The following is a 22,815-nucleotide window of genomic DNA, read 5'->3' on the forward strand; positions in this document are numbered from 1 at the left end:
AAGTGAACTGAAAAAAAAGCCCCTAGAGGCTTTTTTTCAATATTGTATCAAATAGATTTTTAGCAACTTCTCTTTTCGTCATTTTATCTAAAACTAATTCGTTTCCATCTCTAGACATAATAGTCACTTTGTTAAAATCACTTTTAAATCCATATTCATTAGTAGAAATATCATTAGCAACTATAAAATCTAAATTCTTTTTTATAAGTTTTCCTCTAGCATTTTCTAATAAATCATTACTTTCAGCTGCAAAACCTACTAAAATATTCTCTTTTTTAACTTCACCTAATAGCTTTAAAATATCAGAATCTCTTTTAAATTCAATAACTAAATCTTCATTGCCTTTTTTTATCTTTTTATCACTATAATGTTTAGGTTTGTAATCTGCTACTGCTGCTGACATTACTATAATATTAAATTCATCATATCTATCCATTATAGCATCTTTCATTTCTTCATTTGTAGATACATTAATAACATCAATTCCTAGTGGTGCCTTTAGATTAGTTGGTCCACTAACTAATGTAACCTTAGCTCCTCTATCTCTAGCTTCTTTGGCAATTTCATATCCCATCTTACCACTAGAATTATTAGTAATATATCTTACAGGATCAATTTTACTTATTGTTGGGCCTGCAGATACTAATACTCTTTTACCTACCAAATCTTTATTATTGTATAATGCAGATTCTACTATCTCACAAATATCATCAACATCCGCAAGTTTCCCTTTGCCTACATCTCCACAAGCAAGCCTTCCACTATCTGGTTCTATGAATTTGTAGCCATATTTTTTTAATTTTTCTATATTATTTTGTAATATAGGATTTTCATACATATTTGTGTTCATTGCTGGCGCAAATATAACCTCTGACTTAGTAGCCATTATAGTTGTTGATAACATATCATCAGCTATACCATTGGCAATTTTACCAATTATATTAGCCGTAGCTGGTGCTACTAAAATAACATCTGCCTTTTTTGCTAATGATATATGTTGTATTTCAAAAGCTCTTGGTTCTTCAAACATATCATAGATAACCATGTTGGAACTTAATGATTGAAAAGATAATGGAGTTACAAACTCCCTTGCATGTTCTGTCATTATTACATGAACATCAATATCTCTCTTTCTAAGCCTAGATACAATATCTAAAGCTTTATAAGCAGCAATTCCACCTGTAACTCCCAAAACAACAGTTTTCCCCATAATATCCCTCTTTTACGCTATAAGTTGGTGTATTATTTTATACCTTCGTCAACTTTTTCAAATTCAACTTTATCTTCATTAACTTCATTAATTGCAATTGTTAATGCTTTATTTGATTTTATATTAACTAGTGGTTCATCACCATCTATAATTTCTCTAGCTCTCTTTGAAGTTATTACAACTAAAGAATATCTATCTCCAGTTCTCTTTTTTAATTCATAAACTGATGGATTGATCATTGCATCACTCATTTATAAAATCCTCCTTAGAATTCAACATAATTTCTTTTACTCTATCTACTCTGCATCTTTCTGCTAATAATATACCTTCTATTTTTTCAACGGCAACATTAACTTCATCATTTACTACAGCATAATTATATTTAGATATATAATTTATTTCTTTAAATGCAGTGTTAAACCTTGTCAATAATGACTCTGGTGTTTCTGAACCTCTTCCAATAAGCCTCTTTTTAAGTTCCTCCATAGATGGTGGAAGAATAAAGATAAACACTCCATCTGGATAAGTTTCTTTTACTTTAAGGGCACCTTGTATATCTATTTCTAATATAACATCTTTTCCTTCATCAAGTTTTTCTAAAACACTTGATTTAGGTGTACCATATAGATTCCCATGAACTTCTGCATGCTCTAAAAAATCACCGGATTCTATCTTCTTAATAAAATCTTCTCTAGTTAGAAAATAATATGATTTCCCATCAATTTCTCCTGCTCTTGGATTTCTAGTAGTGGCAGATACAGATATATAATAATCTTTTTTTTCTACTAGAGCTTTACAAATAGTTCCTTTTCCAGCTCCTGATGGACCTGATATTACAATTAAAAGTCCTTTATCGTAATTATCGTATTGCATTATTCATCAACCTCTTCTATACCTTGCTCTTCACCCTTTGTACTTAATCTATGCGCTACTGTTTCTGGTTGTACAGCTGATAAAATTACATGATCTGAATCCGTAACTATAACAGCTCTTGTTCTTCTACCATATGTAGCATCTATTAGCATACCTCTGTCTCTCGCTTCTTGAATTATTCTTTTAATTGGTGCTGATTCCGGTGATACTATAGCTACTAATCTGTTAGCAGATACTATATTTCCAAATCCGATATTAATTAATTTAATGCCCATGAAAATCCTCCTAAACTATTCAATATTTTGAATTTGTTCTCTTATTTTTTCTATTTCATTTTTTATATTTATGCTTATATTAGTTACTCTAATATCATTAGCTTTTGATGCTATAGTATTAGCTTCTCTATTCATCTCTTGCACAATAAAATCAAGCTTTCTTCCTACTGGCTCATCTAAATTAAGATTATCCCTCATTTGATTTATATGACTATATAATCTTACAGTTTCCTCATCTACACAACTTTTGTCAGCAAAAATCGCTACCTCTTGAGCAATTCTATTTTCATCTACGTTAATATTGGATCCTTCTAGAAGTTCTTCAACTCTTTCTGAAAGCTTAACTCTGTAACTTTCTACAGTATCTTTACCTAATTCACACAATAAGTCAACATTTTTCTCGATACCTTGAAGTTTCTTTAGTAAATCTTCTTTTAACTTTTCCCCTTCTTTAACTCTCATTAAAACAATGTTTTCTACTGCTTCATCTAAAGCTACTTTTAGAACTCTAAATGCTTCTTCCTCATCTAACTCCGCAGTCTCTACTGTAATTACATCTGGGAATTTAGATAATAGAGATAAGGTCGGTTCATCATTTAAGTTATATATTTCCTTCATATCAGTTAAACATTTAAAATAACTATCACCTAGCTCCTTATTAAAAGTAGCGACACCTGAATTTTTTCCATTATTATTTTGAGTTATAAAAATATCTACTTTCCCTCTTGTTAAACTTTTAGATATTATTTTACGTATTTTATCTTCTGTGGCCATAAGACTTCTTGGCATTCTAATATTCAAATCAAGAAATCTATGATTTACACTTTTCATTTCAATTGTAAATCCTAAATCTCCTTCTGAATATATACCACGTCCAAACCCAGTCATACTTTTTAGCATGGTACCATCCTTCCCGATTGGCAAAAATCATTCAATACTATGGATTATATCACATATTCTTTATAATTCACAATTCACATTTCACAATTATCGATTATTAATTCATATTTCATAATTTTGATAATATTAAATCCACTTATCATAATCTTAAAACTGTAGAAATTGTGAATTTTTAATTTATAGTTTTACTCCGTTTCTTATATTGTCATAAATAGAATGTTGCAAAACAACCTAAGTCACTTTGCAACATCCATCTCAATAAATTATAGTTTATATATTTATTATTGTAAATATATATAATAAAAACAATACTATTTATTAATAACGACCTTCTTCAAATATTTCTTTTATCTTATCTAAGTCTTTAATTTTTCCTAAGGCTAACATTAATTTTATTCTGGCTTTTTGACCACATAAATCATCACCAAAAATTACTCCCATGTTTCTTAATGTTTTTCCTCCACCTTCATATCCATAAGAATCTAAAACTCTTCCATTAAAACATCTTGATACTAATACTACCGGTAGATTATTATCAATAGCCATTTTTATTCCTTCTAACATTGCTGGTGGTACATTTCCTCTACCCATACCTTCTATTACAAAACCTTTATATCCAATACTTATAAGGTATTTCATAACATCGCTATTGTCGCCAGCAACAACCTTAATAAGAGCAACTTTATCTTCTATTTTGTCTGATATAAATTTTCTTTTCATAAATGCTCTTCTATAATATAGAACCTTATTATTATCAACAATACCTATAGATCCAAACTCTGGACTTCTAAATGCATCTAAGTGCATTGAATGTGCTTTCGTAACCTGAGATGCTAAATGCACTTCATTATTCATGCATACTAATACCCCGCGATTTTTACTCTCATCAGATATTGCTGTACATATAGAGGCTGATAAATTAGCTGGACCATCATATCCTAGTTCTGAAGAATTTCTCATAGCCCCTGTAACTATAACTGGTTTCTCGCTATTTATCGTTAGGTCTAATAAATATGCAGTTTCCTCCAATGAATCTGTACCATGTGTAACTACTACCCCATCAACATCATCTCTTTCTAAAAAATTTTTTATATAATTAGAAAGATCCAACATTATTTTTGGTGTCATGTGTGGTCCAGGATTATTAGAAAAATCATAACTTTCTATTTCAGCAAACTCTTCTATTCCAGTAACCATTGACATTACTTCTTCACCTTTCAAAGTAGGAATAGCCGCTTGTATCCTTTCATCAACTCTCATTGATATTGTTCCACCATTAAATATTACAACTATCTTTTTCATATAAACCCCTGCCTCTTCTTCCGTTTTTTATATTATATTCTCTTATCTTTCATAGGTAAATATAATATAATAACAAATGATATATTGTTATCAATATCATATATATCATATATAAACTATAATTATTTTCTCCAATTTATTAATAATTTAAAGGAGCATTTTTATGAAATTTATGGATTTTCATTGTGACACAATATATAAAATTGCAACAAAAGGAGGATCTTTAAAAGAAAATTCTTATTCTATCGATAGCAAAAAACTTAAAAATTCACTAGGTCAATTTTTTGCAGCTTATATCGATAAAAACACCACCTCTAGACCATTTGAATTTTGTAATAATTTAATTGATGTATTTGAATCTACCATTAAAGACTGTGATAATCTTTGTAAAGCAACAAGCTTTAATGAATATTTAAAAAACAAAAGTAATAATAAAACCTCAGCATTTCTTTCTATCGAAGGAGGCGAAGCTTTAGAAGGATCTATAGATAAGCTATATCATTTTTTTAATAGAGGTGTTAGATTATTAACTCTAACATGGAACTTTGAAAATGAAATTGGATACCCAAACATTGACTATAAATTCAAAGAAAGACCTTTGAAAAAGTTTGGGCTAGAACTTATTCAAGAAATGGACAATCTTAATATGATAATAGATGTTTCTCATCTATCTGATGGTGGCTTTAATTCTGTTATAGAAGAAAGTAAAGGCATTGTCATTGCCTCCCATTCTAACTGCAGGGCCTTAGTAAATCATCCTAGAAATTTAGAAGACTATATGATTAAAGCTATAGGTGATAGAAATGGAATTGTAGGAATCAACTTCTATAATAAATTCTTAGGAACTAGTAAAATATCTACTATTGATGATATGGTAAAGCATATTATTCATCTATATAACGTCGGTGGATCTGATATTGTAGCTCTAGGTAGCGATTACGATGGTATTGATTGCGATGTTGAAATGAAAAATTTCACCGAAATATATAAACTACATGATAAACTTAGAAAACACTTCAGCGAAGATATCATTGATAAATTTTTCTATAAGAATGGAGAAAGAATCATTAGATCAATGCACAATTAGGCAGTGCACAGGGCACAAGTGAAGTGTTTTCATATTTACTATAGATACAGAATTTATATTATAATTCGTAACCCAAGCTTCATGAAAGTGCAACTTTCATGAGCTTTCTGTAACGACTTTTATATCAACTGTAATCTAAAAGAGACACATAGTCTAACTTATAAACTTGAACTCAACACTTATAATCTAAGAAATTCCACAGGAATTTCATCTATACCTGTGCCTTGTGCCCTCATACTTGTGCCCTGTTTATTATTCCCTATAAAATAAAAGAACTCCTACCATATCAGAAGTCCTTTTACTGCTTTATATTGCTTTTTTCTATTACTATAACAAAATACAAATTAAATCTGCATTTCCCTCATTTATAACTTTTTCCAATGCTCTTTGAATTTTATGCTGAACATCTTCTGGCATTTTATATAATTTATTTTGTAATCCTTCTTTAACTAAAACTTCCAAAGATTTACCAAAAATCTTACTTTCCCATATTCTACTCATATCCCCTTCAAATTGTTCTAAAAGAGATTGAATTACTTCTTCTGATTCTTTCTCTGTACCAATTATCGGAGAAATTTCTGTCTCTATATCAGCACGAATAAAATGGAATGATGGAGCACTAGCCTTTAATTTTACAGCATAACCGCTACCTCTCTTTACCTTCTCTGGTATTTCAAATTTCATTTCTGTAAGTTGTGGTGCCACAAGACCATATCCTGTTTCCTTCACATCTTCTAACGCTTTTTGTATTTTATCATACTCTACTTTAGCTTGATGAAAATCATTCAGTATACTTAAAAGTTTACTTTCACAATTTACTTCACAACCACAAGATTCACTTAAAACTTTATAAAAAGTATCCTTACCGGGAACAAATGTAACCTTTGCTGTTCCATCTCCCATATTCATTTCGTCTATATAAGTATCCTCTAGAAAATCAACATCTTTGTAACAATCAATGGTTTTCCTAATATCTCTAACCTTAAAGATATTTTTACTCATATCTTTTACTATGTTCATGATATTAACTTTTAACCAATGATTTATATTAAGATTTTCTATCCACTCTGGCATATCAATGTTGATCTCTTTAACTGGAAATTCTTTAAGTATCCTTTGAAAAATTGCAGTTATATCTTCTTGCTTCATATTTATTACATCCATAATTATAACTGGTACATCATACTTTTCTTCCAAAGATTTACGAAGTTCCACAGTTTCCGGTTCATATGCTCTTGAAGAATTCAACACTATTATAAAAGGTTTATTAATAGATTTTAACTCATTAACTACCCTTTCTTCTGCATCTTCATATTCTTCTCTACTTATATCAGTAATTGAACCATCTGTAGTAATTAATAATCCTATTGTAGAATGATCATTTATTACCTTTTTTGTACCAATTTCCGCTGCTTCTTCAAAAGGTATCTCATAATCAAACCAAGGAGTATTAACCATTTTTTGTTTTTCCCCTTCACTATATCCTAAAGCACCCTTTACAATATAGCCAACGCAATCTACCATTCTAACCTTAAAATTTACCCCATCCCCGATACTCATGCTAACAGCTTCATTGGGTACGAACTTAGGTTCCATTGTATGGATAGACTTCCCTGATCCACTTTGTGGTAATTCATCCTTTGCTCTCTCTTTTTTAAATGCATTTTCAATATTAGGAATAACCATAAGATCCATGAATCTTTTTATAAATGAAGATTTACCAGTTCTAACAGGACCTACCACACCTACATATATATCGCCTTGAGTTCGTTCTGCTATATCTTTGTATATATCGAAATTCTCCATATTTTCCCTCCTAACGGTGGTTTTATATTTTATTAACAATATATATGTATTAAGATAAAGAAAATTATATGCCAATTATTTTAGAAATCAGTGCACAAGTATGCAGTGCACAGTACACAGTTTTGGATAAAATTCCCACGGAATTTTTTAGATTGTATGTATATTGTTTAATTTTATAATTTAATCTTTAATCCATATTAAAATTAAATTTTATAAAGCTATCGTATTAACAAATGAAATTTCATGAGCAATAGTTCCTTTTATCATAGCACAGGTTAGAAGATACAAGTAAGCTACATAGTTTAACTTATAATATTCAACTTAGCACTTAAGATTTCAGATACTGTGAACTATGCACTGAAAAAAAAGGTTGCCTTTAAGCAACCTTTTTTTACTCTGATTTATTTTCTCTAGACATCAAGTCATACACTGCCTTATTAATATCTTTTCCTTCAAAAAGTGTAGCGTATAGATTTTCTGTAATTGGTAAGGATAATCCATATTTTTGTCCTAAATGATAGAAAGCTTTTGTAGCTTTTACACCTTCCACCACCATTCCCACTTCCTTACAAGCTTCATCTACATTTACACCTTTTCCTATAAGTATTCCTGCTCTTCTATTTCTTGAATGCATTGATGTGCAAGTAACAATTAAGTCTCCCATACCTGTTAATCCATAAAAAGTTTGATCTTTTCCACCTAGAACTTCTCCAACTTTTATCATCTCATTCATAGATCTTGTCATTATAGCAGCTTTAGTATTATCACCAAACCCTAAACCATCAGAAATACCACAACCAAGAGCAATTATATTTTTAAAAGCTCCTCCTATTTCTATACCAACTAAATCATCATTTGTATAACTTCTTATTCTTGGTGTAGTTAATATATCTTGTATTTCCTTAGATACTGTTGTATCAAGGGATGAAACTACAAAAGTTGTAGGTAAATCTTGTGCTATTTCTTCTGCATGAGAAGGTCCTGATATAATAGCAACCTTATTATCAGTAAGCTCTTCTGAAATTACCTCTGAAAGTCTCTTAAAAGTATTATCTTCTATTCCTTTCGCCATATTTATAATAACTTGATCACTACTTAAATAAGGCTTAATATTCTTACAAACACTTCTTATTACATGTGAAGGAACTGATAAAAATATGTATTTTGAATCTCTTAATGCTTCTACTAAGTTATTATAAGCAATTACATTAAAAGGTATCATGACTTTCGGTAAATATTTAATATTTTCCCTTTTCACATTTATATCTTCTATATTTTTTTCATCTATATCCCAAATTTTTATTGTGTGCCCATTTTTAGCTAGATGCACTCCAAGAGCAGTGCCAAAGCTTCCTCCACCTATAAAGGTTAAAACAGCCATATTATTCCTTCCTTTCCCTAAAGATCATTTTTATTCCTGTCCCCTTAAAATCAAAATTCTCTCTCAATTGATTTTCAAGATATCTTTGGTATGAATAATGTAATGCACTTGGATCATTAACAAAGAATACAAATGTTGGCGGCTTTGTAGCTACTTGAGTTACATAGTATATCTTCATCTTCCTTCCATGTGTTAATGGCGACTCTTGTCTTAACACTGCATTTGCTATTACATCATTTAATACCCCAGTAGATACCCTTTTATTGTAATTATCATACACACTCTTTGCTAATTCAAGTACTTTTTGTGTTCTTTGACCAGTTTTAGCTGAAATAAATAAAAATGGTGCATAAGATAAAAATGATAATTTCGTTCTTAAATCATCTGTATAGTTTTTCATTGTCTTATCATCTTTTTCAATAAGATCCCACTTATTCACTATTACAATTATACCTTTATCTAATTCATGAGCATAGCCTACAATCTTTTCGTCTTGCTCTGCTACCCCTTCTGTTGCATCAATCATTAATATACATATATCTGCTCTTTCTATCGCTGCTAGTGTTCTTACAACAGAATATCTTTCTATCTCTTCTTTTATTTTGCTCTTTCTTCTAAGTCCAGCTGTATCTATTAATGTAAACTTTCCGAACTCATTTTCTATTGGTGAGTCAATAGCATCTCTAGTAGTACCTGGTATATTGGAAACAATATTTCTTTCTTCTCCTAAAATTTTATTTATAAGAGAAGACTTTCCTACATTAGGTCTTCCTATCATAGCTATTTTAATATTCTCTTCTTCTTCTTCAGTCTCTTCATCTTCTGGGAAATTAGCAACAACTTCATCAAGCATATCACCAAGTCCAAGACCTTGTGCTGCAGAAATTGCTATAGGATCCCCAATACCTAAATTATAGAATTCATATTTATTTTCTTCTTCTATAATTCTGTCTACCTTATTAACTACTAAAACTATAGATTTATTACTTTTTCTAAGCATTTGAGCAACTTCTCTATCTGTATCTGTAAGACCTGTTTTTCCATCAACTAAAAACATAATTACATCTGCAGTTTCAATTGCCATTTGTGCTTGTCTTCTCATCTGTGCAAGAATTATATCATCACTTTGTGGTTCTATTCCACCAGTATCTATAATAGTAAATTCTTTCCCTAACCATTCTGTTTTTGCATATATTCTGTCTCTTGTAACTCCTGGTCTGTCCTCAACGATAGCTATTCTCTTACCAGCTAATTTATTAAATAAAGTAGATTTTCCTACATTAGGACGTCCTACGATTGCAACTATAGCCATTTTTATTCCTCCTCATGACAATATTTGTTTATAGTATCTATTAAATCTTCACCTGTGAAATCAACGATCACTACATTTGTGTCCAATGTTTCTTTTAAATCATCTAATGTAGTATTATCTAACATTATTTTTTCTGATTCGTCTCCTGGCTCATATCCTTTTCTAAACATAGAACTACACAATAGTATTATACCATTATCTCTATTTCTTAGACTACTAATTAAATCCTCACCAACGATAAGCCCGGTAACGGTTATTTTCTCTCCATAAAACTTGTTAATAACCTTTATAACTTCAATCTTAATGTTAGGATTCCTATCCATAATTTTTTCTGCACCTTTTTTTATTTCTTCATATGCAGAAACTCCTGTTGGTATTGTAAACTTCCCTATGCCTTTCCCATTTAACTTATGTATATCATTATCTATGGCATCTCTGAAGGTTCTTATCATACCAATTCCATCTTCGATTTGATCGAAATCTCCATAAAATTCTGTTTCAGGTATTTCTCTACCTGCTACAACATAAAATTCATCTGATAGTCTTACAAAAGGCTCTCCAATTTCTTTATAATACTTATCTTGTAGCCTTTTTACTAAATCTAATTCTTTATTTGCTTTCTCAGCATCATAAGTCTCTACCTGTTTAAGACCTTCTCTAAATTTTGTAACACCTATCGGTACTACTGCAACATTGTTTATATGAGGATATAACTTATATAAGTCTTCTATTGTATTAATTAACTCCACTCCGTTATTATATCCCGGAACAGCTACTATTTGAGCATTCATATCAATACCAGCTTCTGCTAACCTTTGCATTCTTGGATAAACATTATCTGCAAATCTATTATTAAGCATTTTTTTCCTTAGCTCACCATTAGTAGTATGAACTGATATATTTATAGGACTTATTCTATATTTTATAATCCTATCTATATCTTCTTCCTTCATATTAGTCATAGTTATAAAATTACCTTGAAGAAACGAAAGTCTACTATCATCATCTTTAAAATATAGAGTCTCTCTCATACCCTTAGGATTTTGATCAATGAAACAAAATATACATTTATTATGACATCTCATAGGTTTATCTAGAATTCCTTCAGAAAATTCTAATCCTATATCTTCACCATATTCTTTTTCTATTTCAATTTCCCATATTTCTCCGTCTTCTTTTTCTATTTCTAATACTACTTCTTCATCTACAATTAGATATTTATAGTCAACTATATCTTTAACATCACTTTCATTAATAGAAAGTAATTTATCCCCTTGTTCTATTCCAACCTCTTCAGCAATGCTACCATCAAGTACCTTAGAAATTAAATTTCTCATTACCTTACCTCCATAGGTTTTCTTAATAGTATATCCATAATTATATACTATTAACATCATGTAATCTTACCATTTTACTATAATTTTAGTCAAGAAAAAAGGGAATATCCCACACTAAATTTATGTTTACATAGCACAGAAATAAGGCACAGGTATCATGGCACAGGGCACAAGTATAGATGAAATCTTCACTATTCACCATTCCCTCTTACTTATTCACTCAAAAAAGAAACTGAAACACAAACTTCATTGTGATATGCTCCCCTTATGGTAGACACATAAAATAATTAAAATGTCTATCATGAGAGGGAGTATTTTTTTATGTGTAAAAAACGTAATTTTAGTGCTGAAGAAAAAGTTAAATATGTTGAGGAATATCTAAAAAGTAAAAATAGTATGAGTCATTTTTCATCTATGCTGGGGATTGCCTTAGAATCTTTTCGTCAATGGATTCGTAACTACAATAGTATAGGCGCGGAAGCCTTTACGATGGAAGGATATAAGGGCTATTCTAAAGAATTGAAATTACAAGCAGTAGAAGCTTATTTGTCAAATTTATATTCTCAAGATGAAATTTGTGCAAAATATAAAATACGTTCAAAAACGCAACTACAAAGATGGATTTCAATATATAATAGTCATAATAAACTAAAATCTTCTGGAGTTGGAGGGACAGCAATTATGACTAAAGGTAGAACTACAACTTATAATGAACGTATTGAGATTGTAAAGTATTATATAGAAAATGATAAAAATTACGCTAAAACAGCAGAAAAATTTCAAATATCATATCAACAAATATATAGTTGGATTAAGAAATATGAAACCAATGGCATTGAAGCACTATTAGATAAACGTGGAAAGCGAAAGCTTGCCGATGAAATGTCTGAAATAGAAAAGTTAAAAGCGAAAAACAAATTACTTGAAGCCGAAAATCGTAGACAACAGATGGAGATAGAATTCTTAAAAAAGTTAGACGAAATAGAAAGGAGGCGATTTTAAGTAAAACAAAAAATGAATTTATCTATTTAGCAATACAAGAGTTGCATAAGCAAAAATCTTTTTCTATTAAAGAATTATGTGAAATAGCCGGTATTGCACGCTCCGCATATTATAAATGGACGAATCGCAAAGTAAGTATGAATGAAAAATTTAATGAGGTGTTATTATCACTTATACAAGAATCATATGAAGAAATAAACGGAATATTAGGATATAGACAAATGACTATAAAATTAAATCGTGAAAATGATTTTCATGTAAATCCAAAGAGAATTTATAGGCTTATGTGTATTCTTAATCTAAAGTCAGTATGTCGTAGAAAACGAAAAACTTATAAAAAATCTACACCTGAAACTGTAGCTGATAATATTCTAAATAGAGATTTCTATGCAGATAAATTTGGTGAAAAGTGGCTCACAGATGTAACGGAAATGAAGTATGGTATTGGAAAGAAAGCATATTTAAGTGCAATTCTAGATCTTTCTGATAAGAGTATTGTCTCTTTTGTAATTGGGCATTCAAATAATAATAATCTAGTGTTTCAAACATTTGATATTGCCCGTAGGGAGTATCCGCAGGCTACGCCTATTTTTCATAGTGATCGTGGTTTTCAGTATACTTCAAAAACATTTAAGAAAAAGCTTGAAGAAGCTAATATGATTCAAAGTATGTCACGAGTATCACGTTGTATTGATAATGGTCCAATGGAAGCATTTTGGGGTATGTTAAAATCAGAAATGTATTATTTAAAGAAATTTAATTCATATGAAGAATTAGAAGCAGCAATTATAGAGTACATAGATTATTACAATAATCGTAGATATCAAAAACGTCTCAACTCTATGACTCCGTTAGAATATAGGGAGTATTTATTAAAATCTGTAGCATAAAATATAGCTAACCACAAAAGTGATTAGCTATATTAAATATTTTTATTATTTCACCTGTCTACTTGACAGGGAGCAGTTCATTGTGCTTCAGCCCCAAAATCTTAAAATTTATTATTCGTTTAAATCTTCAATTTTACCTGTAATGAGATATATTGTAGATTCACAAATATTTGTACATCTGTCCCCTAATCTCTCCAAATACTTGCATACAAATAGAAATTGAGAATGCTCATTTATAAAAGATTTATCTTTATCCATAGCAGCAAATATATCTTTAAATACCTTTTTATAAATATCATCTACTTGATTATCTTTATTCGCTATTTCATAACACTTATCTAAATTTTTATCTATATATGCATCTAAACATCCTTTTATCATTTCAATTACTATAGATGTCATATTAACAAGATCAGGCATAATTTCAATTTCATTATCTGCACTAATTCTTTTAGTTATCTTTGCGATATCAACAGCATGATCTCCCATTCTTTCTAAATCTGTTGCTATCTTAATACCTGAAAATACATCTCTAAGATCACTCGCTAACGGATGCTCCATAGCAATTAAACTTATACACATATTTTCTATCTCTTTTTGCATATCATCAACTTTATCATCTTCTTTTACAACTTGTTTAGCTAACTCTATATCTCTTTTTTCTAAAGATTCTATTGAAGTTCTAAGTTGTTTTTCTACCTTGCTTCCCATTCTTAACAATGCATTATGCATATTGTGTAAACTTTTATCAAATGCTTTTCTTGACATATTACCACTCCCTATTTTTAACCAAATCTTCCAGTTATATAATCCTCTGTTCTCTTATCTCTAGGGTTTCTAAACAGCTCTTCTGTGTCACCATATTCAATAACTTCCCCATTTAAGAAGAATGCTGTCTTATCTGCAATTCTACCTGCTTGTTGCATATTATGAGTAACTATTACTACTGTATATTTCTCTTTTATATTTTCCATAAGTTCTTCAACTTTTGAAGTTGATATAGGATCTAATGCTGATGTAGGCTCATCCATTAATATAACCTCTGGCTCAACAGCTAATGTTCTAGCTATACATAGTCTTTGTTGTTGACCACCTGAAAGTCCTTGAGCAGATTTTTTAAGTCTATCTTTTACTTCATCCCAAAGAGCTGCTCCTCTTAAACTTTTTTCTACAATTTCATCTAATTGAGTCTTATTTTTTATTCCATGTATTTTAGGACCATATGCTATATTATCATAAATGGACATTGGAAATGGATTTGGCTTTTGAAATACCATTCCTACTCTTTTTCTAAGCTCAATTACATCGTAATCATTTTTATATATATTTTCATTTTCAAAAATAACTTCACCATCTATTTTAACTATATCAATAAGATCATTCATTCTGTTTAATGTTCTAAGGAATGTAGACTTACCACATCCAGAAGGTCCAATAAGTGCTGTAACCTTATTTGATTCTATATCCATATTTATATTCTTTAAAGCATGATTTTGTCCATAATATAAATTTAGATTCTTACTTTTTATTATATAATTCTTCTCACTCATAATTTATCTCCCTTACTTACTTCCTGTATACCTTGAATGTACAACTCTACTTAAAACCCTTGCTAATATATTGAAAATTAATACCATTACAACTAAAACCGCTGCTGATTGAGCTGCAATTTGTACTGCATTATTAGCTGTACCTTCAGCGTTTAACTTCCATATATGAACAGATAATGTTTCTGCCGGTCTAAAAATATTAAATGGATTAGCTTTAGATGTTATACTTGCAGCCATATTTATTCTTGATGCATTAGTTCCTGCTGTATATATTAACGCTGCTGCTTCTCCAAAAATTCTTCCTGCTGCTAAAATAATACCAGTTAATATTTGCGGAAACGCTGTTGGTAATATTAATTTAACAATTGTTTGCCATTTTGTAGCACCAAGTCCTAAAGAGGCTTCTTTAATATTTGCTGATGCATCTCTTATCGCGTTTTCTGCAACTCTCGTCACTGAAGGCAAGTTTAAAATTGTTAATGTTACTGCCCCTGCAAATAAAGTAAAACTCCATTTAGTATAAACAACAAAAATAAGATATCCAAATAATCCAACAACTATAGAAGGTAATGAAGCCATAGCTTCTATACATAATCTAACAAAATCCATAAACTTACCTGGTTTTGCATATTCAGCTAAGTATATACCTGCTCCTACGCCTAAAATTATAGTTATTGTTAATGATAAAATTAAAAGATAAAAAGAATTAAAAAGCTGTATTCCTATTACATCGTCACCTTTAGTTCCAAATAAAAATTTAGGATTTAAAAATCCAAAACCTTTTATAAATATTTCAGCTAAAAGGAAAACTAATAAGGCAACTACTGCAAAAGATATTACGTATAAAACCGAAGTCCAAATTTTATCAACTGTTTTTGAATTCATTATTTCATTTCACCTCTTTTTCCTATAGCTCTAACAATTAATATGAATATAAATGATATTATTAAAAGTAATGCAGCTAAAGACCATATTGCATCATTCCAAGCTGTTCCTGATACAGTGTTAGTCATATCCATAGTCAAAATACCTGTTAATGTACTTGTAGGTTCTGTTAATGTTTTTGCAAATTTTATTGCATTACCTACAACCATTGATACTGCTAATGCTTCGCCAAAAGCACGAGCTATACCTAAAACTACTCCTGTAAGTATCCCACTTTTTGCTGCTGGTACAACTACCTTATAAATAGTTTGCCATCTTGTAGCACCAAGTCCATATGATGCTTCAATATAATCTTTAGAAACAACCTTAATAGAATCATATGCAATAGAAGTTATTGTCGGTAAAATCATAATTGATAAAATGATTATTGCAGTTAATAGTGATGAACCTGTACCTCCTAATGTATTTCTAATAAAAGGTACAAATACTGTAACACCTATAAGACCATAAACTACTGATGGAATTCCAACAAATAATTCTATAGCTGGTTGTAATACCTGTTTACCTAACTTCGGTGAAATAATATTCATAAATATTGCTAAGGCTATAGCTACAGGTGCAGATATGATTACTGCTCCTACAGAAACGAAAGTTGATCCAACTATAAATATTAAAGCTCCATATTTAGGATCAGTTTCTGATTCAGGTGACCAATTTGATGATAATAAAAACTCTCCTAATGATACGCCATTTTTAGTGAATGTTGCCATACCTTTTGAAATTATAAATCCCATTATTGTTATAGTCATTACTACTATTAGCAAACCGCAAAATACAGCATATCCTTTTCCTAAGTATTCTGTTTTTAATTTGTACAACATATTTTTTTCTTTCATAGTCACTTCTCCTATGATATATTTTTGTAACATAATACTAGGCATGAGTTTTTATGTCTCCCAAGCCTAGCTATACATTTAAAAGTTACCTACTATTTTAATTCACTCATTGGAATATATCCTTCTTCTTCTACAACTGACTTATTTTCATCTGACATTAAGTAATCTATAAATGCCTTTGTAGTTCCAGTTGGCTCACCTTTAGTAACCATATATTCATAAGACCAGAAAGGATATGATCCATTTGCTATATTTTCGGTATTTGCTTCAACGTCATTGATTTTTAATACATTTAGGTCTTTTCCATCACCAACATATGATAAAGCTAAGTAAGAGATTGAACCTGGAGTTGATTGAACTTTTGAACTAACAGCTCCTGATGATTCCTCTGTTTGGAAATCTTTCTTTTCTTCTGCATCACCTAAGATAGTGTTCTTAAATGCTGCTCTTGTTCCTGAAGATGTTGGTCTAGCGATAACTGTAATTTCTTTATCATTTCCTCCAACTTCTTTCCAGTTAGTAATTTTTCCTGTAAATATATCTATAATTTGATCTACTGTTAATGAATCTACTTTTACATCTGTGTTTGCAACCATAGCAAATCCAATTCCACAAACTTTTGTTTCAACTAATTCTTTTAATACTGCTTCATCTGTAACCTTATCTGCTACTGGTACATCGGAATTTCCTATTTGAAAAGTTCCTTCTTGTACTCCTGAAATTCCTTTTCCTGAACCTCCACCTTGTACATCCACAATTGCATCTGGATATTTTTCTTCAAATCCTTCTTTTGTCTTCTTAACTAATGGTTCTAATGCTGTTGATCCACCTGCAATTATTGAACCTGATATTGTATCTCCGTCAGCGCTTTGATCTGATCCGCCTCCACATCCTACAAATGCTCCTAACATAGTAACTGTTAAAGCTGATACTACTATTTTTAATAAAGTTTTTCTCATTTAAAACTTACCTCCATTTTCACATCGCTGTATTATTTCCCTTTGACAATTATCATTGTAAGTTACTAAAGTTAAGAAAATATTATATCAATGTTAAATAAATTTAACATTCCATTATTTAGTATTAAATTCCGTTGTAAACGTTGTTCCTTCATGAATCTTACTTTCTACTTTTATTGTTCCTCCAAGGTTAATCACAATATACTTTACAATTGCAAGGCCTAATCCTGTCCCACCTTTCTCTCTAGATCTCGCCTTATCTACTCTATAAAATCTTTCAAATAACCTTGGAATATGCTCTTCTGATATACCAATCCCATTATCTTGCACTTTAATAATAACTTTTTCATTTATAACATTTGTTATTATTTTCACATCACCATCATCTTCAGTATATTTTATTGCATTTTCCACTAAGTTTATTAACATCTGTTTAAATTTATTGGCATCTCCCTCTATAACAGGAGTACCTATCAACTCTTTAGTAATACTTATATTTTTCTTTTCTGCCAAAGGTTTTAACATCATATAGACTGATTCTATTATATTATTTACATCAACATCTTCATTATTCATTTCCTTTGCCTGTTCTAAATCTGACAACGTCAATATATCATTTATTAATGTCGTTAACCTATCTGCTTCTCCATTTATAATGTCTAAGAATCTTTCTTTTGTTTCCTTATCCTCTACAATCCTCAATGTTTCTGCAAACCCCTTGATAGAAGTTAATGGAGTCTTAAGTTCATGAGATACATTGGCAACAAATTGAGATCTCATATTTTCTAATCGTCTTATATCAGTTATATCCTGAAGTACTGCAACTTTTCCTATAACTTCATATCCATTAATAATTTCTGTTGTTTTTATTCTAAACTCCCTTTCCTTGGGATAATAAACCTTTATCTCTTTAACATCTGTAGTACTATCTTTAAATACTGCATATAAATCTGCATCTCTTATAGCGGTGATTATATTTTCTCCAATTATATCTTGCTTGATACCAAATATCTTTTCACAGTAAGGATTTATCATTATGATTTTTTCTTCTCTATCAATAGCTATAACTCCGCTATCCATTGACTTTAAAATTGCTTCTAGTTTAGTTTGTTTTTCATTTAACTCTTGCAATAATTTATTTAACTGTTCAGACATATAATTAAAGGTAGTAGCTAATTGACCAACCTCATCATTGGAATATACTTTTACTTTTCTTTCGAAATCACCTTTCGCTACTCTAGATGTAGTGGCTTCTAAATCTTTTATTGGAACTATGAATATATTAGAAAGTTTCATAGATATGATCACCGATATCAGTGATATAATTACGAAAGTATATAAATAATATTTTAGAAAAACATTATTTATTGTTTTTAAACTTACATTCTGCATAGATAATCTTACTACTATGTCATCTTTGATAAGCTTTGCAACATAAATTGTCTGTTCATTATCACTATCTGATAATCTTATACTTCTTGCCTCACCATTTTTTCTTGCATTGATAACTTCTGGTCTGTCATTATGATTTTCTAACTCTTTTATATCATTCTTTGAATCATAGAGAACATCACCATTTTTCCCTATGATAGTTAATCTTTGTTCTCTCTCTTTCATTATAGGGTCAAAAATATCACTAAAATTTTTTCCCTCATTTTCTTCTGCTACTTTGCATAGCAATCCATTAATATTTTTTAAATTTTTCTCTTCATTTTTTTGTACTACATAATTAGATCCTATATATAATATACTTGATAAAAAACCTGTAGTTATCATCAAAATACTTATAAAATATATACTAAGTTTTTTTTTCATTTTCTATTCTCCATCTCTATTAAACCTATATCCTATTCCTCTAATAGTTTCAATAAATCTAGGATTTTTATCATCGTCCTCTATCTTCTTTCTAAGATATCTTATGTGAACATCAATAGTTCTAGTCTCACCTATAAACTCATAACCCCATATTTTATCTAAAAGCAAATCCCTTGTTAATACTCTTCCTCTATTCTTAATTAGAATCTGCAATAATTCAAATTCTTTAAGTGTTAATTCTACTTTTTCTCCATTTTTCACAACTTCATGTTTATTAAAATCTATAAACACATTACCAAAACTATAAGTGTTATTAACAGCCTCAACTTTAGTCCTTCTTAAAACTGCTTTAATTCTAGCCATTAATTCCCTAACTGAAAAAGGCTTCGTTACATAATCATCTGCACCTAATTCTAAGCCTAATATCCTATCTAATTCTTCTCCTTTAGCTGTTATCATAATAATAGGAATAGTAGAAATCTCTGTGTCTTTTCTTATTTCTTTACATACATCATTGCCATTAAGACCTGGTAGCATTATATCTAAAAGAATTAAATCTGGTTTCTCATCCTTTGCTAATTCTAAAGCTTCCAATCCATTTGATGCTGTTATTGCTTTATATCCATTAGCCTCTAAGTTAAATTTTATAAGCTCTACAATATGCTCTTCATCATCTACAATAAGTACTTTTTCATTATTCATAATAATCCCCCTTATCTAATAACAATAGTTGAAAAAATTCTTCCACTATTCTCTTTTTCTTTTCTATATGAATGGAATTTAATACTTTCACTACAATAAGTACACATAGATAAATCTTTTATAGTCTTTACATTTAAATTTTCTAATTGTATTTTTATTATAGCTGTAAGATCCAAATTTCTACCGTTATTAATATTTCTATCTTTAAGATAATCTATAGATTTAAACTTATCTATTAATTCTTCTGAAACTTCATAACAACATTTTTTTATATGTGGACCTATAACAGCATTTAACTCTATTTCTCCGTAACAACTATATATTTTATCTATAGTTTTTTTAAGAATGTTTTCGAAAGTTCCCCTCCATCCACTATGAACAGCTGCTATGACATTTTTATTTTTAGAATAAATTAAAATAGGAACACAATCTGCAGTGAAAACACCTATAGCTGTATTTTTATTTTCACATACAAGCGCATCCCCTTCCTTAATCTCCCCATCCCAGCGGTTAACTATTGTAGAATGTATTTGTCTTGAATATCCTATTTCATCCACAGCTAGAGCCTTTTTCAAAAACTCCATATTACTCTGAAAACTATCACTACTGATATTAAAATTATTATCTATAGTTGATATTACTACATCTATATTATCATCCTTCTCAACTAAAAATCTTTTACCTTCTATAGTAGTTAACATTACTATCCACCTCTTCAATATAACATATTTTTAATATTTAAAATTTATATTTAACTTTTATTTAACAAAAGAAAATAGCCCCTAGGACTATTTTTTCTTCATCAAACTTTCTATTTCTTCCATAAAAGTATTAATATCCTTGAACTGTCTATATACTGATGCAAACCTAACATAAGAAACTTCATCAATTTCTTTTAATCTATCCATTATCATTTCACCAATTTCTTGTGATTTGACCTCTGTAGCCATGGAATTCGATAACTGCTTTTCAATATCTTCCGATATTTTTTCTATTTGATTTCTAGAAACTGGTCTCTTCTGAGCTGCTATTAATATTCCATTTATAATTTTATTTTTATCAAAATACTCTCTAGTGGAATTTTTCTTTACTACTAACAAAGGTATATCTTCTACCTTTTCATATGTAGTATATCTCTTATTACACTTTGAACATTCTCTTCTTCTTCTAATAGCATTACTTTCTTCTGTAGATCTTGAGTCAATAACTTTACTTTCTAAATATCCACAAAAAGGACATTTCATATTCCTCACTCCCTTTTGTTTACTTTTTTACATTATACAATATTTAGCCATTAAGTAATAGCCTTTTCAATATATTCCACACCATCTATTATTATAACATCACTACCAATTCTCTTTATCTTATTCCATGGTACTTCTAAACAATCATTAATTTTAAAAAGACCTTTTGGTTTGGATACTAAAATTGATACAACTTTGTGCATTTCTGTATCAATTATTAAATCTTCAACTTTTCCAAGTCTAACACCACTATTTAGCTCAATTACTTCTAACTCTCTAAGGTAACTAAGATTCACTTTTCCCATATTATTCACCTCCATTATAATATATATGATAATTCTCATTTCACAATTCACAATTTCAGTGCACAGTGAGGGTTAATTTTCCCCTGTGGGGAAAATAGTATAGTCCCGCGGACGTCAAATTACAATTATCAATTAAAGTTATATATTTAACGCATATATAAAGCTATTATACTTAAGTGTTGTTTTTTGCTGTGCACTGATTTATACTTGTGCACTGAAAAAAAGCTGCCACACTTCTTTTCGTGCAACAGCTTCTTCTATATTCAGATTTAATTTAGATATGTTTTTTCATATGTTTTAATGCTGTCTTTTCTAACCTACTTACTTGTGCTTGAGAAATACCGATTTCATCGGCTACCTCCATCTGAGTTCTCCCATCAAAAAACCTCATATTTAAAATCATCTTTTCCCTATCTGTTAGCTTCTTCATAGCTTCTTTTAAAGATATGTTTTCTAACCAAGAATCATCTAAATTTTTATTATCACTTATTTGATCCATAACAAAAATTGCATCTCCGCCATCGTTATAAATTGGTTCAAATAATGATACAGGATCTTGAATTGCATCTAAAGCATATGTTACTTCTTCTCGTGGCAGATCAAGCTCTTTAGCTATTACAGATACTGTTGGTTCTTCATTAGTCTCACTTAAAAGTCTATCCCTTACTTGTAATGCTCTATATGCTATATCTCTTAACGACCTACTAACTCGTATAGAATTATTATCTCTTAAATATCTTCTTATTTCTCCAATAATCATAGGAACTGCATAAGTTGAAAATTTAACATTTTGACTTAAATCAAAATTATCTAAAGCCTTTATCAAGCCAATACAGCCAACTTGAAAAAGATCATCTGCATTTTCTCCTCTATTATTGAATCGTTGAATAACACTTAATACTAGTCTTAAATTCCCTCTAATAAACTTCTCTCTACTCTCTATATTGCCATCTTTCATCTCTAAAATCAGTTTAGTCATTTCTGCTTCCTTTAAAACTGGAAGCTTCGCAGTATTAACTCCACATATTTCCACTTTGTTTATCATATAATCAGCTCCTCAAGAGTAATGACAGTTACATTATCT

24 protein-coding genes are annotated in these 22,815 nt (G+C 29.8%); 3 read left to right on the forward strand and 21 right to left on the reverse strand.

What is annotated here, in order from left to right; all coding sequences use genetic code 11:
• Window positions 1–22 precede the first annotated feature (22 nt).
• From coaBC to CM240_RS09530, 6 genes are all read right to left on the reverse strand, one after another.
• Entirely contained in the window at window positions 23–1,213 is a 1,191-nt protein-coding gene (gene coaBC, locus CM240_RS09505) for a bifunctional phosphopantothenoylcysteine decarboxylase/phosphopantothenate--cysteine ligase CoaBC (RefSeq protein ID WP_156930535.1), read from the reverse strand.
• A gap of 29 nt (window positions 1,214–1,242) precedes the next feature.
• Window positions 1,243–1,461 (reverse strand): DNA-directed RNA polymerase subunit omega, encoded by a 219-nt coding sequence (gene rpoZ, locus CM240_RS09510; protein ID WP_044038747.1) that lies wholly within the window; start codon window positions 1,459–1,461, stop codon window positions 1,243–1,245.
• The gene (gmk, locus tag CM240_RS09515) at window positions 1,454–2,083 is read right to left on the reverse strand and encodes a guanylate kinase (protein WP_044038750.1); all 630 of its coding nucleotides are present in this window, start codon (window positions 2,081–2,083) and stop codon (window positions 1,454–1,456) included. Before gmk ends, rpoZ begins: the two co-directional genes overlap by 8 nt.
• On the reverse strand, window positions 2,083–2,358 hold the full coding sequence (remA, locus tag CM240_RS09520; protein ID WP_044038752.1) for an extracellular matrix/biofilm regulator RemA: 276 nt from the start codon (window positions 2,356–2,358) through the stop codon (window positions 2,083–2,085). The genes gmk and remA overlap by 1 nt, the downstream gene beginning before the upstream one ends.
• Before the next feature lie 15 nt (window positions 2,359–2,373).
• Window positions 2,374–3,258, reverse strand: coding sequence for a YicC/YloC family endoribonuclease (locus tag CM240_RS09525; protein WP_044038754.1), 885 nt, complete (start codon window positions 3,256–3,258; stop codon window positions 2,374–2,376).
• Window positions 3,259–3,576: 318 nt separating this feature from the next.
• Complete coding sequence (locus CM240_RS09530; RefSeq protein WP_044038756.1) at window positions 3,577–4,560, reverse strand: asparaginase; 984 nt, start codon at window positions 4,558–4,560, stop codon at window positions 3,577–3,579.
• Window positions 4,561–4,723: 163 nt separating this feature from the next.
• On the opposite strand from CM240_RS09530, the gene CM240_RS09535 reads away from it, so the two are divergent.
• Window positions 4,724–5,647: a dipeptidase gene (locus CM240_RS09535; protein ID WP_044038758.1), complete on the forward strand. Its 924-nt coding sequence runs from the start codon at window positions 4,724–4,726 to the stop codon at window positions 5,645–5,647.
• A 327-nt stretch (window positions 5,648–5,974) separates the two neighbouring features.
• On the opposite strand, the gene spoIVA is transcribed toward CM240_RS09535, so the two are convergent.
• The 4 genes from spoIVA to CM240_RS09555 all read right to left on the reverse strand — a co-directional run bounded on the left by spoIVA (window position 5,975) and on the right by CM240_RS09555 (window position 11,483).
• Window positions 5,975–7,453 (reverse strand): stage IV sporulation protein A, encoded by a 1,479-nt coding sequence (gene spoIVA, locus CM240_RS09540; RefSeq protein ID WP_044038760.1) that lies wholly within the window; start codon window positions 7,451–7,453, stop codon window positions 5,975–5,977.
• A gap of 391 nt (window positions 7,454–7,844) precedes the next feature.
• Window positions 7,845–8,834, reverse strand: a complete 990-nt coding sequence (locus CM240_RS09545) for an NAD(P)H-dependent glycerol-3-phosphate dehydrogenase (protein WP_044038762.1) — start codon at window positions 8,832–8,834, stop codon at window positions 7,845–7,847.
• Window position 8,835: 1 nt separating this feature from the next.
• Window positions 8,836–10,152 carry a ribosome biogenesis GTPase Der gene (der, locus tag CM240_RS09550; protein ID WP_156930536.1) on the reverse strand — a complete coding sequence of 439 codons (1,317 nt, stop codon included), beginning with the start codon at window positions 10,150–10,152 and terminating at the stop codon, window positions 8,836–8,838.
• Window positions 10,149–11,483 carry a radical SAM protein gene (locus CM240_RS09555; RefSeq protein WP_044038766.1) on the reverse strand — a complete coding sequence of 445 codons (1,335 nt, stop codon included), beginning with the start codon at window positions 11,481–11,483 and terminating at the stop codon, window positions 10,149–10,151. The genes der and CM240_RS09555 overlap by 4 nt, the downstream gene beginning before the upstream one ends.
• Window positions 11,484–11,804: 321 nt before the next feature.
• Between CM240_RS09555 and CM240_RS09560 the strand changes: the two genes are divergently transcribed.
• Window positions 11,805–12,485: a helix-turn-helix domain-containing protein gene (locus CM240_RS09560; RefSeq protein WP_044035761.1), complete on the forward strand. Its 681-nt coding sequence runs from the start codon at window positions 11,805–11,807 to the stop codon at window positions 12,483–12,485.
• Window positions 12,479–13,375, forward strand: coding sequence for an IS3 family transposase (locus tag CM240_RS09565; RefSeq protein ID WP_084485331.1), 897 nt, complete (start codon window positions 12,479–12,481; stop codon window positions 13,373–13,375). Before CM240_RS09560 ends, CM240_RS09565 begins: the two co-directional genes overlap by 7 nt.
• 111 nt (window positions 13,376–13,486) lie before the next feature.
• Here the strand turns inward: CM240_RS09565 and phoU are convergent, their stop codons facing one another.
• The 11 genes from phoU to sigG all read right to left on the reverse strand — a co-directional run bounded on the left by phoU (window position 13,487) and on the right by sigG (window position 22,776).
• Window positions 13,487–14,143: a phosphate signaling complex protein PhoU gene (gene phoU, locus CM240_RS09570; RefSeq protein ID WP_044038768.1), complete on the reverse strand. Its 657-nt coding sequence runs from the start codon at window positions 14,141–14,143 to the stop codon at window positions 13,487–13,489.
• 17 nt (window positions 14,144–14,160) lie between these two features.
• Window positions 14,161–14,925 (reverse strand): phosphate ABC transporter ATP-binding protein PstB, encoded by a 765-nt coding sequence (gene pstB / locus CM240_RS09575; protein ID WP_044038770.1) that lies wholly within the window; start codon window positions 14,923–14,925, stop codon window positions 14,161–14,163.
• A gap of 12 nt (window positions 14,926–14,937) precedes the next feature.
• On the reverse strand, window positions 14,938–15,810 hold the full coding sequence (pstA, locus tag CM240_RS09580) for a phosphate ABC transporter permease PstA (protein ID WP_044038772.1): 873 nt from the start codon (window positions 15,808–15,810) through the stop codon (window positions 14,938–14,940).
• Complete coding sequence (gene pstC, locus CM240_RS09585; RefSeq protein ID WP_044038775.1) at window positions 15,810–16,706, reverse strand: phosphate ABC transporter permease subunit PstC; 897 nt, start codon at window positions 16,704–16,706, stop codon at window positions 15,810–15,812. Before pstC ends, pstA begins: the two co-directional genes overlap by 1 nt.
• 92 nt (window positions 16,707–16,798) lie before the next feature.
• Window positions 16,799–17,665, reverse strand: coding sequence for a phosphate ABC transporter substrate-binding protein (locus tag CM240_RS09590; RefSeq protein WP_044038777.1), 867 nt, complete (start codon window positions 17,663–17,665; stop codon window positions 16,799–16,801).
• A 114-nt stretch (window positions 17,666–17,779) separates the two neighbouring features.
• A complete protein-coding gene (pnpS, locus tag CM240_RS09595; RefSeq protein WP_044038779.1) occupies window positions 17,780–19,480 on the reverse strand; it encodes a two-component system histidine kinase PnpS in 1,701 nt (566 codons plus the stop codon).
• A gap of 3 nt (window positions 19,481–19,483) precedes the next feature.
• Window positions 19,484–20,182, reverse strand: a complete 699-nt coding sequence (locus tag CM240_RS09600) for a response regulator (RefSeq protein ID WP_044038781.1) — start codon at window positions 20,180–20,182, stop codon at window positions 19,484–19,486.
• A gap of 11 nt (window positions 20,183–20,193) precedes the next feature.
• Window positions 20,194–20,883, reverse strand: coding sequence for a peptidoglycan editing factor PgeF (gene pgeF, locus CM240_RS09605; RefSeq protein WP_044038783.1), 690 nt, complete (start codon window positions 20,881–20,883; stop codon window positions 20,194–20,196).
• Between the two features lie 87 nt (window positions 20,884–20,970).
• Entirely contained in the window at window positions 20,971–21,426 is a 456-nt protein-coding gene (gene nrdR / locus CM240_RS09610; protein WP_044038816.1) for a transcriptional regulator NrdR, read from the reverse strand.
• A 50-nt stretch (window positions 21,427–21,476) separates the two neighbouring features.
• Complete coding sequence (locus CM240_RS09615) at window positions 21,477–21,731, reverse strand: YlmC/YmxH family sporulation protein (protein WP_044038818.1); 255 nt, start codon at window positions 21,729–21,731, stop codon at window positions 21,477–21,479.
• Window positions 21,732–22,005: 274 nt separating this feature from the next.
• Window positions 22,006–22,776: an RNA polymerase sporulation sigma factor SigG gene (gene sigG, locus CM240_RS09620; RefSeq protein WP_044038820.1), complete on the reverse strand. Its 771-nt coding sequence runs from the start codon at window positions 22,774–22,776 to the stop codon at window positions 22,006–22,008.
• Between the last annotated feature and the right edge of the window lie 39 nt (window positions 22,777–22,815).

It is taken from the genome of Clostridium bornimense (genome assembly GCF_000577895.1).
Classification (GTDB): domain Bacteria; phylum Bacillota; class Clostridia; order Clostridiales; family Clostridiaceae; genus Clostridium_AN; species Clostridium_AN bornimense.